Origin of the sequence: Chitinophaga jiangningensis, from assembly GCF_900142605.1 — a bacterium.
Taxonomy (GTDB): domain Bacteria; phylum Bacteroidota; class Bacteroidia; order Chitinophagales; family Chitinophagaceae; genus Chitinophaga; species Chitinophaga jiangningensis.
The window spans coordinates 157,025-175,154 of the sequence record NZ_FRBL01000003.1; the positions used below are offsets into that span (position 1 = coordinate 157,025).

10 protein-coding genes are annotated in these 18,130 nt (G+C 41.4%); 5 read left to right on the plus strand and 5 right to left on the minus strand.

From position 1 onward, the window contains the following. Positions 1–157: 157 nt before the first annotated feature. Positions 158–1,513 (minus strand): sensor histidine kinase, encoded by a 1,356-nt coding sequence (locus tag BUB18_RS08200; RefSeq protein WP_073079796.1) that lies wholly within the window; start codon positions 1,511–1,513, stop codon positions 158–160. A 711-nt stretch (positions 1,514–2,224) separates the two neighbouring features. Further along, positions 2,225–8,272 (minus strand): AAA-like domain-containing protein, encoded by a 6,048-nt coding sequence (locus BUB18_RS08210; protein WP_073079799.1) that lies wholly within the window; start codon positions 8,270–8,272, stop codon positions 2,225–2,227. A gap of 2,098 nt (positions 8,273–10,370) precedes the next feature. Here BUB18_RS08210 and BUB18_RS08220 point away from each other — a divergent pair. Both BUB18_RS08220 and BUB18_RS08225 read left to right on the plus strand, forming a co-directional pair. Then, the gene (locus BUB18_RS08220; RefSeq protein ID WP_073079803.1) at positions 10,371–12,290 is read left to right on the plus strand and encodes an alpha/beta hydrolase-fold protein; all 1,920 of its coding nucleotides are present in this window, start codon (positions 10,371–10,373) and stop codon (positions 12,288–12,290) included. A 95-nt stretch (positions 12,291–12,385) separates the two neighbouring features. Next, positions 12,386–12,643 carry a hypothetical protein gene (locus BUB18_RS08225; RefSeq protein WP_073079804.1) on the plus strand — a complete coding sequence of 86 codons (258 nt, stop codon included), beginning with the start codon at positions 12,386–12,388 and terminating at the stop codon, positions 12,641–12,643. 37 nt (positions 12,644–12,680) lie between these two features. Here the strand turns inward: BUB18_RS08225 and BUB18_RS08230 are convergent, their stop codons facing one another. Beyond that, positions 12,681–13,118, minus strand: coding sequence for a GNAT family N-acetyltransferase (locus BUB18_RS08230; protein WP_073079806.1), 438 nt, complete (start codon positions 13,116–13,118; stop codon positions 12,681–12,683). 143 nt (positions 13,119–13,261) lie between these two features. Continuing rightward, on the minus strand, positions 13,262–13,969 hold the full coding sequence (locus BUB18_RS08235; protein WP_073079808.1) for a Crp/Fnr family transcriptional regulator: 708 nt from the start codon (positions 13,967–13,969) through the stop codon (positions 13,262–13,264). Between the two features lie 280 nt (positions 13,970–14,249). On the opposite strand from BUB18_RS08235, the gene BUB18_RS08240 reads away from it, so the two are divergent. After that, positions 14,250–14,864, plus strand: a complete 615-nt coding sequence (locus tag BUB18_RS08240; protein WP_143159873.1) for a methyltransferase domain-containing protein — start codon at positions 14,250–14,252, stop codon at positions 14,862–14,864. A gap of 625 nt (positions 14,865–15,489) precedes the next feature. Here the strand turns inward: BUB18_RS08240 and BUB18_RS08250 are convergent. Then, on the minus strand, positions 15,490–15,891 hold the full coding sequence (locus BUB18_RS08250) for a biotin/lipoyl attachment domain-containing protein (RefSeq protein WP_073079813.1): 402 nt from the start codon (positions 15,889–15,891) through the stop codon (positions 15,490–15,492). Between the two features lie 86 nt (positions 15,892–15,977). Here BUB18_RS08250 and BUB18_RS08255 point away from each other — a divergent pair, with 86 nt between their 5' ends. Continuing rightward, positions 15,978–16,691, plus strand: a complete 714-nt coding sequence (locus BUB18_RS08255) for a Crp/Fnr family transcriptional regulator (protein WP_073080435.1) — start codon at positions 15,978–15,980, stop codon at positions 16,689–16,691. Positions 16,692–16,837: 146 nt separating this feature from the next. After that, positions 16,838–18,109 carry a M20 metallopeptidase family protein gene (locus BUB18_RS08260; RefSeq protein WP_073079815.1) on the plus strand — a complete coding sequence of 424 codons (1,272 nt, stop codon included), beginning with the start codon at positions 16,838–16,840 and terminating at the stop codon, positions 18,107–18,109. Positions 18,110–18,130: the final 21 nt, after the last annotated feature.

Sequence of the window (18,130 nt, forward strand, 5' to 3'; positions counted from 1 at the left end):
TAATAAACACCTGGATAACTTAATTATGCAATATTCTCCAAACTACAATTTCATTTTACCACTATTAATTAATCTTGTCTAGTTCGGGTTATTTTTAGCTCATATAATAGTGTATTTCAAGGGCTCTTAGTATCTAGTATTTTATTAATTGTCCCCTTTATTTTTTATAACCAAGCTTACTAATATTGGATTTTGGAAGCAGAACATGAAACGCAATTAAATCTTCTTCACAAGTTACAGTTAGCGATCCGTTCATCGTTTCAATGCACTTTTTTGATACAGATAGTCCAATCCCTACACGTTTTGAATTAGTCCTTTCGATTCGCGAGTGGCTATCTGTAAATAATTCATCTATTTGCGTTGAACTTAATTTTTCCTTAACCGAATTTTTTACGCTTATTAATATAGAATTTATATTAGCTCGAAGTGAAACCACAATCTCAGTTTTTTTTGTTCCATATCGAATAGCATTTTGAAGGAGATTGTTAATTACCATTTTCGTCATTGAAATGTCCGCGACGATAGGAGGGATTGGAGAGTTTTGAACAAGTCCTGTAAATGTTAGCACTTTTTCTTCATGCTGGGCATAAAGCTCATTCAGTTTGATCATTTCTGTGATGACTTCTTCCAATTCACATAGTTCATAATTAGGTTCGATTTGGCCACGTTCCAATCTGTCGGCATTCAGAAGATTGGAGCCTAACCTCTGTAAATTAGAGTGAGCTATGAAAAAATAATTAACTAACTCTTTAACTTCAGGTTGATTTTGTACCTTTTCCAATACAAGTTCCGCCATAGGCATAGTCATATTTAGCACGAGGTTCATTTCATGTGCGACTGATCTTAGATGATGATTTCTTATAGAGTTAAGGCCCTGCTCGTGAATAATCAATTCATCCTGCCCCTTGATAACTTTTTCTTTTGTATCTAACATACCATTTTTGATCTTGGCAAAAACTCCGAAAATGGCAACAACAAGTGTGAAAACGCACAGTATTCCTATTCTTTCCAACCAATTTTGTTGAGCAATTGTCCGACTCAAGGCCACGTCGATTCGGTAGTCATATCCTATGATTAAAATGGAGAGAATTAACAATGAGAAAATCAGGCTGGCAATAATTTCTGCTTTTGTCTGAAAAACAAACATTGCAGCGCCAGCCAAAAAGAAAAGCATCAGGATAATACTAAGTGTCGGACCTAAGATAATTCCAAAATATAATGTGGCAAGATTTAATGTTAAAAGGAATAATATATTTGCGCATTTAGGTCTACGTATTACATTAAGGAATACGACTCCGGTCAGCATTGCAATTTCAATACTTCCGCCGAGCAAAACTCTTGAGTCGTGGAGATAATAACTGAAGATGGGGGCGATCGTCAGATTTATGGCAATAATCCCTAAACAGAAGTAATTAATGATTTTAATAACCGCACGTGTGTAGATGTCGAATTGCGGCATTGATAAATCCTCTGAATCATTTTGAATGGAAAGCAGGTTTTGTCTGGATTTCATGGGAGGTGGTGTTAAAAATAATGGCGTATTGTGATTGAATTTAAATTTGGTCAATAAAATGCTCAAAAGGGCACTATTGTGAATGAGGGACTGTAATTTAACAATTTGATGGTATTTTAGCAAAAATATACTTAAAATTACCTTGTTTATTACGTTGGACATATTAGACGGGCTAATCAGAGAACGAGAAAGGAAACTAATGTGTTTTGATTGCTGCCCTTGATTCGATAGGGATATTTTAAAAAAAAATATTATATATATTTAAGTAGGTTGATTTATAGGGAATGCTAAAAGCCCTAAGTACCGTGCTAAGTATAAGATTGACACTATCACATAAACTGCGTAAATGTTAAAAATCGGAGACAATTCCCAATTTTTAACATTTACGCAGTTTATGAGATAAACGCCTGCAATCAACCTTAGCAGTGCATCTTTGTCTTTAATTGGCAGCGCTTCAATCTCTTTAAATACCGGATATTATCTGCATCGTGCAGTGCTTCACTGGCTTTATCGGCGAAGCTGCCAAAAATTAGATAATCCACAGAGGTATCTAATACCTCAGCAATTTTTTTATTTCCTTCCTCAGGGGGCTGCGCGACTTTTAGTATCATAGGACCTTATCTGCGCGTCTTTGCTCTATTTCAAAACAAAGACAATTCACAAAACTCCATTGGGTAGAAGCAAAAAAAATGTGAATTTCATGTTTATCCATCAAGATAGCTTAAATTCTGAGGTAGTTGCCTTCTTATCGCTTTCCTTGATATGTGTATCATACCGACTTTGATGAAATTCCAAATGGCGTTCAACTTGCCGGTAATGAATAAGCGGTTTACCTTCTAATAAACTGATGATCTTTTTAAGCCCTTCTTCCGAAATCAGCACCCTCCACCCATAACCGGCTTCGGAATCATGATGCCCACTTTTGTTGGCTGGATCACCTAATTGCCAAAAGATGGATTCCACCACTGCTTCGCCACTGTCGTTATCCCAACGGAAATTTCCCGCTTTTCCATTGAAATGCAACTCCATGTCTTCTGCCAACAAGGGATTGATAGCGAGCCAATGCGATTTCGGGAAAGTACTGAACACACTGTTATAAATTACGATACCGGCCTCATCTATATCCAGGTAATCGCGCAAAAGGGCTTCTGTTCTACAAGGAAAGATATGGGGTAGTCGTTTGTCGATCTGGACTTCTACATCGATACATGCCTCACGGATCTCGATTGCTTTTCCGTGGCTCATGCCTTGCAGCAATATCGTTTCCGCCAAAATGTAGCGGGTGCCGTCGTATGGTAGAAGAACCGAATTGATATAATTATCATCAAATTCATGTGCCCATTTTCGGTCGGCCGAGGGTGCTGAGCCGGATTCGTTCAGAATCGATTTTACTGAAGCTGGTTGTTCTACAGAATTAATGAGATATAAAGCAGGATCGAAATGGGGTACCAAGGGAATAATATCTTCTAGTTCCACGAGTCCAAGGTCAGTCAGTTCCATGATCACTTTGGTCAGACCGGCGTAAACTTTCTGAACGTCCGGGCGGTTATAAGATATTTTGACATCGAGCGTGCTATCGTAGAGGTTACGCAATTCCTGCTCGCTGATACTTGCACACCAATCTGGAAATTGCAGGTCATCACCAATAGCTCTGATCCGATAGGCTATATTATATTCTGAAAAGCCAGTTAGTCGCGCCAAAACTTTCCGTTCATAGCGAACGATCTGCGTGTAGACCAGTGGGTCGCTGGTTGGTTTCAGATAACCTTCTTCACTGATATGCTCAACGGCCTGTCGAGAAGCGTCAACTAGTCCCAGCTGTGGTTGTAGTTCCAACTTATAACTTAAGGGTAGGTCCGTACTTTGAGCAATGCGTTGGGGTTCTATATCATTAAAGAATAGCAGGTTGGATGCCAGCAGCATCAGGTCTACTCTCTTGGAATTCACTAATCTGGAAAGCTCATCCGCATAGAAATTGGTATAATCATTTGTTTGAGTAGCCAGGCCATGTAGCAGTCGTAAGAATTTTAGAGTAAAACCTTCTGTGTATAGCCGTTGAAGTATAGTGGAAATAAGTTTCTTGAACTTTTGGTGCCCCTGGATCAGCAATGGGAAAATGATCTGATCAAACTCGCTCGGCATGGTGATCATAAAATGCAACCAGGATGTGACCAGGTCGTCATCATTATGCGTTCCCATGATCGCTAAGGTATGTACCGGTTGGTCATGCAAGTGGAGTTGATCCCGATACAACTTAATTTCCTGGTAAAGCATATTCTTGTCTGCAACTCCTGCGAAAAGTGCGAAAATATTGTCGAGGTCTGCAATGATCGATTCCCTGGTTTTGGTCCCCATATTTGTAAGGGTATCTGCAAAGTCTTTAAAGGCCATATCGCGTGTTGTCTGCCCTGGTACCAGTTCTAGCAAGGCCTCATAAGCTTCGCTCTTGCCTTTGGCATAATAATCATCGCCCCATTGACAACGAGGTGAGGTTGCAATCATGCGCTTTAATAGTTTCTCTGCCAGTGCGGTCTGTTGATATTTAGCCAGTTCCCGAGCGATCCTGATAATATGTTTAGTTTCCGTATCCAAATCGAGGGTGTCCAGAAAGCTGGATAATTTGGTCGCGGGGGCAGTTGGTATTATTTGAACCAATGGATCGGTCCAGTTAAAATAGCTGTACTGTTCTTGCTGCTCTTTGAGTGAAACCAGTTCGTCCAGCGAATGAACGGTTTTAAGGACATCCTCCAGACTTAATTCGCGGCCATCTTTCAATCGTAAGCGCGCTATACTATTTTGTACGCGATCTCTGGGTTCGGGTCTGACCGGCAGACCGATATTTTCGGTGTTAATGTTGTTTTTTAAAGCGAGATCATAGACTTCATACAAATAACTGGCACGGACTTCGGCTACTGCGCATATTTTAAATTCGCTGACCAGATCTGCGATTTGTTGTTCCGTGGGTTGGGTTTCGAAAAAAACGCGAATAAACCGTCGTCTTGTCGTATTCGCGTCATCCATGGTTACGATAATTCGGGCGAAAAGTTTGATCATAAGGTCGCTCCAAGTCCTGTTTTGCTTTAATAAATACCTCAAGATTACCTCTGACCCATCTAACAGTGAAATCAACCTGTTAAACAAAAGATGTTCAAAAACAGCAAACGCGTTACCCTGATCTAAGGTGGCCTCCAGAATAGCTTCCGCAGGCGTGTGGCTTGCCGAATTCACCTTCTTCAGCATGGCAGGCAGACGGTCAAAATAATATTGGCTATCAGCCACTTGTAAAGGCTGTCGCTTGCTGATCCAACTCACCATCTGATCGACCTGCCGATCGTCTTCCGGACCCATCTCTAAGGCGATCGACATAAGTTGATCAATGGTCGCTATCGCTTTCTCGGTTTCTCCTAACCATGACCAAAGTCTGGACTGTTTTGCGCCAGCAGTAATACGCTCATTCAGATAACCGCTGTCAAATAAACTCGCTTCCAAACTGTGCAAGGTTGCCTTACACCAATCCGGGTAGAGCTGTTGGGTAGTCACCCATGTCACAATCTCCTGTATGGATTGATCTCCCCAATATTGGCCGTTGTTTTTCCACTCCTCCGTTAATTTGACGAGCAGATCTTGAATTACCTCGGGTGAGATCCGAACCGCGACTTGTAAGATTTGTTTGACAAAATCACCTTTGGAGGCAGCGATCTCGTAATCATATAAGGGATCTCCATGCCGGTGATGGAATAAACGAAAAAGCTTATCGACACTTTCAAAAAAACTCATGGAAGCGGTCGGGTAACCATGATAGAACCAGGCCTGAGCTAAGCCCATCTGCGCAAATGCTCTGTAAAAGCCATTTTCAATGGGTTTGTCACTTTCCGGAATGATTGTTTCAGGTGCGACTGAAAAATCCTTTTTGATGATGTAGTAAAGTCTGGCGTAATTGAATACATAGTCGGAAAACCCACCTGGACGAACACGTGAACTGCGCTGTTTTAATGCTTCTGGTGTTTCTAAAAGTTCAAATGCCCTCTGCCTTTTTTCGGGATTATCTGATGCAAACGTGTAAACCAATGCATAGGATAACAAATGAGAATTGTTGGTATCCAATATCCAATTATCAAAAAATGCTAAGCCCTTTTTCTTCAATTCAACTGAAACTTCGCGATGATAAACGACTTGGAAATAAAAGTCGAATAGATCGTCTTGATCTAAGATTTGTTTAGCGAAGGATTCCAGTTCGCCAAGCTCGCGATAAGCCCCTCGATCTAAAAAGAATTCTTTTAAAGATAAGATGATCTCCGACTCTACAGGTTCATCCGGTTCTTCAAAGGCTTCATCGGCAACAACAATGTCTTTGCAGCGATTGATGATATCGGACATCGGTAAAAACAGGCTGGCGATATTTGCCCAAGTTTTGAGCAATTCGACCTCATTCGATTCGGTATAACTGGAGTGATGATAACGTCTTCTGGATAATTTCTTGGACCGTAACAGTAATTGGACGGGTGTCGCGCGGTCAAAAAGTTCCCTTGCCAGCTTCTGGTACCCCTTATCGAAAAGTAGTTGTGCAAATTCAAGCGCGTTTGCCTGCGAAACAAGCAATTTGGCAGAATCGAAAACGAAAGAGCAAGCTATCTCCATGCGCCCAGCCGATAAGAAAATATCATAATGTTCGCCCAATGGAAAATTAGCCGCTCGTTGATCCAACTCTAGTGCTGCGAAAAAACAAGCCGCGATGGTAGGATAACTCTTTTGCTTGGTAGCTGCCTGAGCTGCTATTTTGATATCCTCCCGGATAATTGCGGTCTGGCGAAAAGCGAACCATTGTTGCCGGAAGAATGCTTGGGAGACAGTTTCAATAATCTTTTCGAACGCCTCGGCCTTATACCAGTGGTAAATCACATTAAAACGATATAAACCGTTAGAGCTTGCTATAGCATTGGCGATCTCTAAGTGATAACGAATGTCCTGGCGGCGGTCAAATTGACCGTTGAATGGATTTTTTGCAGACTCCGTGATGAGAAATTCTTTAAAACTATTGTGAAAGAACTGCCAAACCGTAGCAGACTTAAAGAAATAATACTCGGCAACTTGATTCACCCGAGCGGCATCAGCTCTATTGATCTCAAACTGGCTAAATATTTCGGTATCAAAATAAGGATAGCGAAACCTGGAGATCAGGCCGAGTACATGCACAAAACCATCCAAGGTTTTATGCTTTTCCCAGAACTTTTGGTATTCCAAATAAATATCACCGCTAAAGTCCTTGCCTTCTATGATCTCGTCGAACTGTGACGCTTTTGCTTGCTTAAGTTCCTCAACCGCATAACGGAGGAACAAAGGATGCCCCTGTGTATTTTGGAGCAACTTGTCTAACAGTTCGCCGGAAAGTTGTAGCTCGTAAGAGCTGGCCAAATCATTGATCTGTTCTTTATTGAATGGACTGATCGATACGATACTATCCGTCTGCGTTAAATGTTGTTGAATATCAAAGTTCAATTCACATAACTGACCGATTGTGCGACTACCTAGGATGAAATATATATTAGATGGAATGGATTCAGACCTAGGTAACACACTGATCAAGCTATGGCATACCTGTTGCTCACGGCCGATATGATCCAAACCATCGACGATGATAAAGACCTTTTGATCAAGATAGCTTAATTTTTTTAGTTCTTCGCCTAAATGTCGCTGAAGATCCAGCAGATCATTTTCCGGCAACCGGTCTTGCAGGCTTAGGCCGCTTTCCCTAATTTGGATTAGGAGGTCATGCAGGAAATATTCAGCCTCGCCCCGATAGCCGTATTCATAGCTCATTTCAAGATTCGAGTAAGCATAATATTTCAACACCTTGTATGGGCTATCGGTCAACCATTTGGTCAGCAAAGTGGACTTGCCTGAACCAGCGTTGCCCGCCAAGGCGATGTAACCTTTATCTTTACGTTGGATGATTGCATCCAACTGGGCCAAAGTAGTATTTATCGGTTGGTAATGTCTTTCATCAACAAAAAAGGCATGCTGAAACCGTGTTTCATACTGATTCTTTAAACCAAATTCGGTCAAAAACTTCAGCCGGTCATAGCGCACATTGCCTTTTTGGGCTACGATCTGCGCGATACGAGTAACGATACGGGAGATGTGGGCGGTACGCATCGCCTGTGTATACGTATCGTATAGGAACTGATCGGTCCTATAATTAAATACGAAATTGAAGGCTTGTACAAATGCGATCAATTCCGTCGCTGTTGTATTGACCATGCCGATCAGTGCATTCCAAACCGGCTGCCAAACCTTGGGAATAGTATTGGTATCATAAGTGCCTTCTTGCAGTGGTAGCCAAAGGTTGGCAATGAATTTCTCAAAAGATGGTTTTTCCTTAGCTGAATAAGCCGTGATGGAATCATGTGCTGAAACACTTTGCGTAGTGATAAACCTAGCATCGATGGTTTTATCGCTATACTTAGCCTTAATGCTTTGCCAGCCTTTAAAAGCCCCTTTAAAAATACTTTCGGTATCAGATTGCGTAAAATCAAGATAACTGAAATTGGAGGAGCCGATGTGTTTGATCTGATAGGCGATCACTTTTTCAGAAGTGCCTAACAATACATCATCTAATTTACCTGCACCGCTGCTGGCAAATTCTACCCATTCCAGGTTATTGTCAAGTAATTGATTGTATATCTCGGTTGCAAATATTTCATATTGAAAAAAATAACCCGCAATCGCAGCTACTTCTCCCGGTGTTTTTACTACTGACATGCTTTGAATTAGGAATATATAGAATACTAAGGTAAGTATTCCTGGATTAGAATTAAACACGCAAAACCGCTTATAAACGGATAAAGCACAGTTACACTTCGCTAAAACTCAATTTTCGCTTGACAAACGCGAAAATCCGTATGTAGTACGTTTTTTGTAAATTTTTGGAAAATCTAAAGAAAATAAACATGGATGCCCAGCTTCACGCGCAAATTTTGTAAAGCACATTTTAATTTAGGTATTTTCTGTATGTTCAGAAATATTCAATTACTCGGCGATCTCTTTGGTTGGTGAGAATTGCTTCCGTTTCAACTCATAGATCTCCCGCATTCGTAAGCGATAAATTATAGCAAGCCCAGTCTAAAGTTTGCTAGGATAAAACGAATACGCCAGTCCCATGAATGGCAAACGCTTTCAGGTGTAGTGGTACTTGGGCTGTGTACAGGCAGCAATATTTTTATACCATCCGTGTCGATGTTCAGGAGGTAAGCAGCAGTGTTGATGCCTAGGAACCAGGAATTTAGCCCAAAGGGAATAACACCTACAGATATGTGAAATGTATGAGGGCTATTTAGAGGTCGAATTACAGAAATATATTAAATTAATATATGTATAATGTTTGTTGTGCATTTTGGCAGTTAGAAAGAAAAGACTACATTTGCAATAATTCATTAAATAAAATCGCATAAAATTAAACATTTCATTCGGGTACCGATTCGGGTACCAGTATGTCTTGCGAAATTACTTATAGGCCACTATGGCTGATTTTGAGAGATTTTGTGTGTTCCCAGCGGGATCACAGACAACTTACAAACCTCGCGCATGGCGCGGGGTTTTGTTTTTTAGTCGAGGGTTTTGTCAAGTTCCTACTCTCTAACTCCAATTTTTTTTCCGTACTTTTTTTGGTTAATCGGCTTTTACTAAGATACCAAAAAAGATATTCTATATTTAGGCTCATTCCGTTGCTTAAGTTTATTTATAAGAAATATTCGTTAGTAAAGTGATGCTGATTATTTAAATTCAAAAATGATTATTGTTTGAACGTGGGAGGAAATAATCGACTCTTTACTCATTTTGCGAGATTTTTTTATTTGTATAATGAAAAATAAGTTAAGAAAAATAGTGGTAGAAAATAAGGACTATAGGTATTATATTTCGTATAATAAATATGAGCCCCAAGGAAGGGATATAGTTATTAGAATATTGATTATCTAACGGATTGGGGTTTTAATACGAGTGAATTATCTCCTTTTAATCACGTTTGACGTTTATTTGTTTTCCAACATGTAGGTATTTATTTGAAAGATATTTTTGGAAACCCACTGTTTGAAATTGTATATTTGAAGAACATTGTTTGACTCTAAATTTGAGAGTATGAGAAGTGAGAAAATGAAGCGGATGCAATGTTTTTTACGTTTGATTCTACGGTTAATTACCATTACATCTTCAAACAGGTTTCCCAAACACACAAGCAACCTCGCAGGTTATACGCTAAATGGCCACCAGAGGCAACATGCTACCTGTTAATTAATGACAATTGGATTAAGACCTTTGGACATTATATGCTATTGCTTGCGGTCAGCATTATTTGTATTCTTCCTTTCAGCAATTTTTCGGCTATTTTTATTGCAACCGTTATTTTCATATCTTTTACCCTATTCGTCTTATTTCTACTCCATAGCAGGTTTTGATGAGATGGCAGCAGCAGACCTGATATTTATATCCGTGGTACATTCTCTTTGCGGGTGTTGTAATAGACAATAGTTGCCTTTGGTCCCTCGTTCCCTGCAATGCTAAGACAGTAAGGATTGGCAGCAGTGTCCAGTACAACGTTATAACAAGTGCCAGTCTCCTAAATGTTTGAAACATATCAAGTTCATCGTCTTTAAGTATGCAGTGGAGCTACGCTTATGACTCTTCACGCTAAATGGTACCGTTTCCTTCAAAAATTGCAGAAATCATTTAATAATACATAATGTCCAGTGATTTGTTAGTCATTATGCCCTATAACCGTTGAGCGCCCATTTTTGAGAGTGCACAAAAAAAGTTATAATTGTTTTATTGACATTTATTATTTTAATATTAAAACTCACACGTTATGAAGAAATCAATATGCAGTTTTGCCTTTTTACTCCTAATACTTCCAAGGGCTTTTTCTCAAAACACAGTAGCGCCTGCAGCAGCCGGGTTCGACATGCCGCGTGCAGCCATACCGCATGGCAACATTGATACAATCAGTTATAATTCCTCCACGGTGGGGAATACACGTAAGGCACTCATCTATACGCCTCCCGGATTCTCCCGGCAGAAAAAGTACCCGGTGCTATACCTGCTGCATGGGATAGGCGGCGACGAAAAAGAGTGGTTAAACGGCGGCACACCCCAGGTAATACTGGATAACCTGTATGCTGACAAAAAAATTGAGCCCATGATCGTTGTCATGCCTAATGGCAGAGCAATGAAAGACGACCGAGCTACTGGAAACATAATGGCACCGGACAAAGTGCAGGCATTTGCCACCTTTGAAAAAGACCTGGTGAAGGACCTGATTCCGTACATACAAAAGAATTACCCGGTGTATACCGACAGGGATCACAGGGCTATTGCCGGCCTATCCATGGGAGGAGGGCAGTCTCTGAATTTCGGCCTCGGCAACCTGGATAAGTTCGCGTGGATAGGAGGCTTTTCTTCGGCTCCTAATACTAAAACCCCGGAGGAACTGGTGCCGGATCCTGCGGTAGCAAGACAGCAGATCAAACTACTCTGGATTTCCTGCGGCGCCAGCGACGGATTAATTACTTTCAGTAAACGCACCCATGATTACCTCCAAAAAAATAATGTACCACACATCTATTACATTGAGCCAGGCGTACATGATTTCAAAGTCTGGAAGAATGGCCTGTACATGTTTTCCCAGCTGATCTTTAAACCGGTGGATACTACCAGTTTTTCTAAATACGAAGTGGCAGGCGCGCCTGCTGCCACCAATGTGCGTAATGCAGGCTACCCGCAGATACTGCCTGATCACCGTGTAATCTTCCGCGTTAAAGCGCCGGAAGCCCGGCAGGTGCAGGTGGATCTTGGACGCAAATATGATATGAAAAAAAACAGTGAGGGAGTATGGACCGTAACCACAGATTCCATCAGCGAAGGATTTCATTATTATTCATTGATCGTAGATGGACTCGCCATCGCTGATCCCGCCAGCGAAACCTTTTACGGCATGGGCAGAATGGCAAGTGGAATCGAAATACCCCTCACCGGTAACAATTATTATGCATTAAGAGATGTGCCTCATGGGGATATACGCATCAGGAAATATTTCTCGAAAATCACCGGCTCCTGGAGGCAATTGTATATCTATACACCACCCGGCTATGATGCGAATACAAGTGTAAAATATCCCGTACTCTATATTTTGCATGGTGGAGGCGAAGATGAAACCGGTTGGGCCACGCAAGGGAAAACAGACCTGATCATGGATAACCTCATCGCCTCAAAAAAGGCCGAACCTATGCTCATCGTGATGCCGGATGCCAATGTGGGCGGTGCTGCTTTTGATGAAGCGGTACTGAAAAAATTCGAATCAGAGTTGAAGGAGGTGATCATTCCCCTGGTAGAAAAGAATTTCCATGCTGACACCACCGCCACAAAACGGGCATTAGCCGGTTTATCCATGGGAGGCATCCATACCCTGTACACTGGAATTAAAAATACGAATATGTTTTCCTACCTGGGAGTTTTCAGCTCCGGCTGGATACAGCCCCGCCAGGGTAGTATAGCCGCAGCCCAGTACGATTATATGATGGCCAACGCCGCCGCGATCAATAACAACCTCAAAGCACTGTGGATTGCAATGGGGGGAAAGGAAGACATCGCCTATCATAACTGCCAACTGATGCTGAAAAAACTGGATGAGCTAAAAGCCAAATATACTTACAGCGAATATCCGGGTGGTCATACCTGGCCAGTTTGGAGAAATAATCTCTTCAATTTCGCACAGCAGCTTTTTAAGTAATTCATGGTGAAAGATAGCAATAATGTTTATGGTTAACTTAAACATTATTGCTATCTTTTTGGAATTAAATAATATGGCGAGTCAAAATTGTAAATATGCATCCAAAACATAAAGAGTCATTCTCTTATATGGTTGAGTACTTAATTGAACAGGCAGCGGCAGAAGGGAGGACTTTGTCAATAAATGAAATTGCCAATACTATGGGGATATCAATTGATAGATTCAATGAATTACTTCACGAAAAATTTGTCGATCTGGCATTTATTAACCAATTGCGGCAAAAGTATTTCCGTTATTTTGGTAATCGAAAGTTTACTGAATTCTCTGAGTCAATAGAAATAGAGGACGAATAACATTTAGCAAGGCACTGGAGGATAATCCCCAAATTCCCTACATATACACCCATCTCTCAAACTCCAGCTTCAGCTTCACTTCTCCATTAGGATAATTCCCATCCTGTTCCCATCCTTGCAGCAGATAAAATAATTCCGCACGTGTATTCGGTGCCGTGCCCAGGTAAATTGTATCCTTAGTTTGACGAAAATACCAGTCTATCATGAGCTTGTGCAGCTGCTTACCGATGCCTTTCTGCGCAAAATCAGGAGCTACAAATAACGCCCATACACTTCTTTCCTGTAGGTCTACAATCGAAAAGCCTACCACCTGTCCATCTACCTCGCATACCCAGCCCTTACCTTTCTCTGTGATATAAAAGGCCACATCCTGGTCCTTAACCATGTCAGGATTGCTTAACCTGTTTTCTGTTACAAGGTGCCTTACCACTTGCATTTGCGAGATGTCTGAGAGGGTTGCCGTTCTGAATACCATATTTGCGTCCTTGAAATTTTCTCAATATTAAGAACTTTGGAAGTAATAGCAAAGCCGCTTAGATAGTACGTGGAGTTAAGTTTAGGCGTTATAGGGTGGCTTTTTTCTAATGCTCACTGGTAGCTAATCAGAAATCGCAGGCCTTATTTTTGATTAGCAATGGTCACCAGTCGATTTACATCCTGGACCATAATCTTCCTGCCTCTCGTTTCCAGGATGCCTTCATTTTTAAACTCAGTTAGTACCCTCACCACATTTTCTCTCGCTGTACCCACCAGGTTGGCCAGGTCGTCCCGGCTGATGTTTATTTCAATCAGACCTTCTCCGGTATTGCTAAGCTTATATTTTTCACGGATAATGATGAGCTGCACTGCCAGTCGTTCCTTAACGGTTTTGTGCGCGATCATAGTCAGGTTGTTGGCCAGTACCCCAAATTCATGACTTAATGTTTTCAACAGCCTGTAATTGAGCACCGGAGAAAATTCCACAGCCTTGATAAAATCCTCCTTGGGAATAAACGATATTACACTGTCCTCCATCACCGCTGCAGAATCAGGGTACCTGTCGCCCGATAGGATGGCATGGTAACCTACCAGTTCCCCGGGGCCCGCGAGGTAAATAATTTGCTCTTTTCCTTCCTTGTCAGTTTTATATTTTTTCACTTTTCCACGCGCAATGAAGAAGATGCCGGAAGGGAAGGTACCTTCCCGGAATAATACATTGTTCTTTTTGTATATTTGTTCGCTCTTGTGTTTTTCGAGTAGTTCGTAAACCTCCTGCGGCAGGTCATGCATGATGGATTCACTTTTGAAATCCCATTTGTCAATCGGGAAGATGCCCTTAATACTCATTCGTACAAACTTTGATAGTGAGGAACTGAAAAATATCACTTTTTGAATTAAAATAGTTTACTGCAGGAGAATTAGCCAGTAAATACCTTTGTAATCAGGCGTATGAAGTTCCGGGTTGTAATACCATTTAACTGAATCAATCTTCCAATGTGCTGACATCATAGGGGCAAAAATAGGAAAATCTGCTTTATGGAAAATGATTTACGTACCACCTGCAGGGAATCTCATTTGCAGTTTGTACAAATAACAAGTAGTACCATTAAATAAGGTTAATTTAATCATGTCTTTATCATCAACACATTTACCATCAGGGCATAGCAGGATGTGGTTTGCTTCCGACTATAACTTTCAGCATCTGTATCCACAATATATCCAGGCACTGTCCCAGGTACATTGGACTCCTTTGAAAGTCGCTGTCAGCGCGGCGGAATTCCTGGCGATGGTACCGGGTGAAAGAATTCTGGATATTGGGAGTGGATCAGGTAAATTCTGTATTGCCGCTGGCTACCATTATCCTGAAACATTCTTTTATGGCATTGAGCAACGAGACGACCTGGTTCGTTATGCAAATACAGCAAAGGAAATGATCGGGCTACCTAACGTCAGTTTTATGCACGGTAATATGACTGAAGTTAACTTCAGTCACTACGATCATTTCTATTTTTTCAATTCGTTTTATGAAAATCTACCAGGAACCTATAAGATTGATAATAAGCTAACTTACTCCAAAACGATTTACAACCAGTACCGTGGGTTCTTGTTCCGGGAGCTGGAAAAAATGCCGGCCGGCACCAGGCTGGCTACCTATCATTGTGGCGAAGAGGATTTGCCGGCGGGATATCAAATCGTTAAAACTGCTATGAACCACCTGCTAAATTTCTGTGTGAAAATTTAGGATACTATTTATTTAAAGGGGCACAGACGGGCCCCTTATCTGTTAAAGATCAAATCAGACATTACTTTGTGTTACCATCGTTATGTCTGACTTTTGAAATTAAAAGAAATATATTGTCGCTGGCAGCGCTCATTTCATCCGCCTTTCAGCAGTTGGGTCGTAACTGACATAGAAAGACAGGTATAGTGTCCTCGAAAGTCGCAGCAGAAAAGGCATTGATAAGGTAAGGATTATGCTGTTAACAATTAGCCAGTGGAAAATACTGTTATCTTTCCAGGTAATTCCGAATATCAGCCAATACCATGTCAGGTTTATGACCGATAGTGTAACGGCAAGCACATAGCTGACATATCCGGTACCATACCAGAATCCGATTTCTAATTCTGTTCGCTGGTTACACACAGGACAAGCGTCATGCATGTCCAGTACTCTCTTAAGATCATACGGATTGTTACTTCTAAAGAGCTTTCCTTTCCTGCATCGCGGGCATTCATTCTTCAATATGGCTGGTATAAATCCGGATTCCTTCATCCTGTATTTTTTAACTGATTTGTTGGTTCTTTTATTTACGAAACGTTCAAGGAGTGGGTGCCCACCTTCTCATCACCTAATGCTGATAGTATAGTTATTTCAATTGCAAACGGATCATTTTTTGATAATTCTCCTGCGTCAACAGTGGATCGTGATTGTGAAATTTTAGTGGGGTAACAAAAAATACCCAGCCCTTATCCTGTGGGCTCTCCAGTACCAAATTCAGATTACCGGTTAAATGTTGATTCTTGCCCAGGTATTTGCAATGAATAGGCGCGTGGATGTATATAATTTCATCGGGAGTATGTATCTCTGCTATCGGCGTACCCTTATCAATAATACCTTTAGGATTCAGCCATTTTATATTGGTGATATTATTTATATTCTTCAGACGGTGCGCAGATACACCCACAAAGCCAACCGATCCATTAAAATCAATCCATTCGTGACTTGTAGTAAAATGTATTCTGGGACGAGAATTTATTGATACTTTCATGGCGCAAAGTTACCTTTGATATAATTCGGTTCTGTTGACTTTTTTCAAGGCAAAAATTGAAAAAAGTCAATTTTTATATGGTGCATATGAGTTTAGCAGGATTATTTCCAATCGACAAGTGGAATTTTAAAACGCAATCAATCCTAAATGAGCTTCCAGAAGGTGAGCTCGCGGAACTGAACGCCCATATGCAGGAGATCCGCTTCGGTAAAGGAGAAGTAATATTCAGAGAAGGGGCGGTAGCTACTGGTATTTATTTTTTGAAGAAGGGAAAAGTGAAGAAATATCAGGTAGGGCAAACAGGCAGAGAACATATTATTTACATTGCGAATGCGGGCGAATTTATTGGATATCATGCTATCCTCGCAGAAGAAAGATACCCCGACTCGGCCGCGGCACTGGAAGAATGCCTGGCTGGATTTATCGCCAAAGAAGAGTTCCTGCGCATTCTGCAACAATCCACTACATTACCGCGTCGTCTGCTAAAGGTGCTTAGTCATGAGTTTACAGTACTATCTAACAGCATCTCAGTTTTTGCCCAGCGCTCCGTAAAAGAACGGCTGGCCATAGCTTTAATAGTATTAAGGGAAAAGTTTAAAATAGGTACGACTCAGCCTGATGAAATCATAATTAATTTGTCGCGCAGTGACCTGGCAGGTATGGTTGGCACTGGTAGCGAAAATATCGTTCGTATACTGGCCGAGTTTAAATCAGCAGGAATTATTACCAGCCAGGGCAGAAAGATTTGTATTAAAGATATCAGGCGATTAATCACCATATCGCAATCCGGAAACCTCTGACCATGGTCCCGGTAGCACCATGGATAACCACAATCCTAAGGCCCGGCACTGGTATTCCTTTTTTGGTCACATATTCCCTCCATTTCATCACATCTCCTGCATCCCACCTCAGCCGGAAGCCTATATTCGCGCTTAAAACCCACAGCATGAAAACCAGCGCCATCTTATTACTGATATTTATCCTCTTTACTTCTCAGGTAAATAAACCCTCTATCCACGAGTTAATCAGCCGGCAGACGGATGAAATCTATGACAGCCTCGTACAGGTCCGCAGATATTTTCATGCAAATCCGGAACTGGCGGGTAAAGAGGCCGGCACACAGCAGGTTATCGTTCAATACCTCAGGAAATTGGGAATGGAAGTAGATACCAGTATTTACGGCCATAGCGTGGTGGGCATACTTCACGGGAGTAAGCCAGGAAGGAGCATTGCGTGGAGAGCTGATATGGATGCATTGCCAACGGAGTTTGCCGACAACAACGAATTTAGTTCTACAATACCTGGTGTACAACATGCATGTGGTCATGATGTGCATATGGCCATTGGCTTGGGAATTGCTACCATCCTTGCGAAAAATAAGGCAGTCCTGCCTGGTACCGTTTATTTCATTTTTCAGCCGGAAGAGGAAACCTTTAAAGGTGCTAAGAACATGATTGCCCATGGGTTATTCTCGAAAATTCATCCGGAGGAGCTCTATGGCCTGCATGTGACCCCATTCCCGGCAGGACAAATAATGGTAAAACCAGGTGAAATGTTTGCCTACCAAAAAGGGATAAGCATTAGACTGAAAAATGACGTATCCGAAGCAGCAGGCAGCCTGCTGTCAAAACAGATTTATGAGGCTTTGTCGCGCCGCAAACCAGGAGCCAGGCCATGGGAGATACAACATATCATAGATACAGCAGCAGGTTTAATGAACCCAGGTACGATGTATAAGGATTACCTGATCATGGATGAACATTTCAGGATCTTTACAGATAGAACTGAACTCGTCCTGGAATCGGATTTGTACGAAACCAATAAAGCCAATCTTGAAACAATCATCCCTAAAATTACAGCGCTTATAAATACAACTCAATTCAAGGATAATCTGGTGTCTGTAAGTTTCACACACGGTAATCCTATCGTTCAGAATGATACCAGGCTGACGAATGAAGCGATTAAGGAGTTAAATAAAATATATGGTCCAGGCTTAATGGTGCCGGATTACGGCCAGGTGCCCTATTTCAATGACGATTTTACCTACTTCCAGCAAAAAGTTCCCGGTGTGTACTTTTTTCTCGGTGGGTCCAACTTTCAGCGGAAGGTGATTGCCATGAATCATGCACCTGATTTTAAGGTGGATGAATCATGCATCCGGGTAGGTATAAAAACTTTCTCTTCCTTATTAGTACAAAGATTAATTGAGAGAAATTAATTTCAATTGCTTTCTGTAATT

What these genes read in the sequence shown, in the direction of transcription:
- BUB18_RS08220 (WP_073079803.1), top strand. Translation starts at nt 10,371, where the DNA reads ATGAAGAAATCAATATGCAGTTTTGCCTTTTTACTCCTAATACTTCCA.
- BUB18_RS08225 (WP_073079804.1), top strand. Translation starts at nt 12,386, where the DNA reads ATGCATCCAAAACATAAAGAGTCATTCTCTTATATGGTTGAGTACTTA.
- BUB18_RS08200 (WP_073079796.1), bottom strand. Translation starts at nt 1,513, where the DNA reads ATGAAATCCAGACAAAACCTGCTTTCCATTCAAAATGATTCAGAGGAT.
- BUB18_RS08235 (WP_073079808.1), bottom strand. Translation starts at nt 13,969, where the DNA reads ATGAGTATTAAGGGCATCTTCCCGATTGACAAATGGGATTTCAAAAGT.
- BUB18_RS08255 (WP_073080435.1), top strand. Translation starts at nt 15,978, where the DNA reads ATGAGTTTAGCAGGATTATTTCCAATCGACAAGTGGAATTTTAAAACG.
- BUB18_RS08240 (WP_143159873.1), top strand. Translation starts at nt 14,250, where the DNA reads ATGTCTTTATCATCAACACATTTACCATCAGGGCATAGCAGGATGTGG.
- BUB18_RS08210 (WP_073079799.1), bottom strand. Translation starts at nt 8,272, where the DNA reads ATGTCAGTAGTAAAAACACCGGGAGAAGTAGCTGCGATTGCGGGTTAT.
- BUB18_RS08260 (WP_073079815.1), top strand. Translation starts at nt 16,838, where the DNA reads ATGAAAACCAGCGCCATCTTATTACTGATATTTATCCTCTTTACTTCT.
- BUB18_RS08230 (WP_073079806.1), bottom strand. Translation starts at nt 13,118, where the DNA reads ATGGTATTCAGAACGGCAACCCTCTCAGACATCTCGCAAATGCAAGTG.
- BUB18_RS08250 (WP_073079813.1), bottom strand. Translation starts at nt 15,891, where the DNA reads ATGAAAGTATCAATAAATTCTCGTCCCAGAATACATTTTACTACAAGT.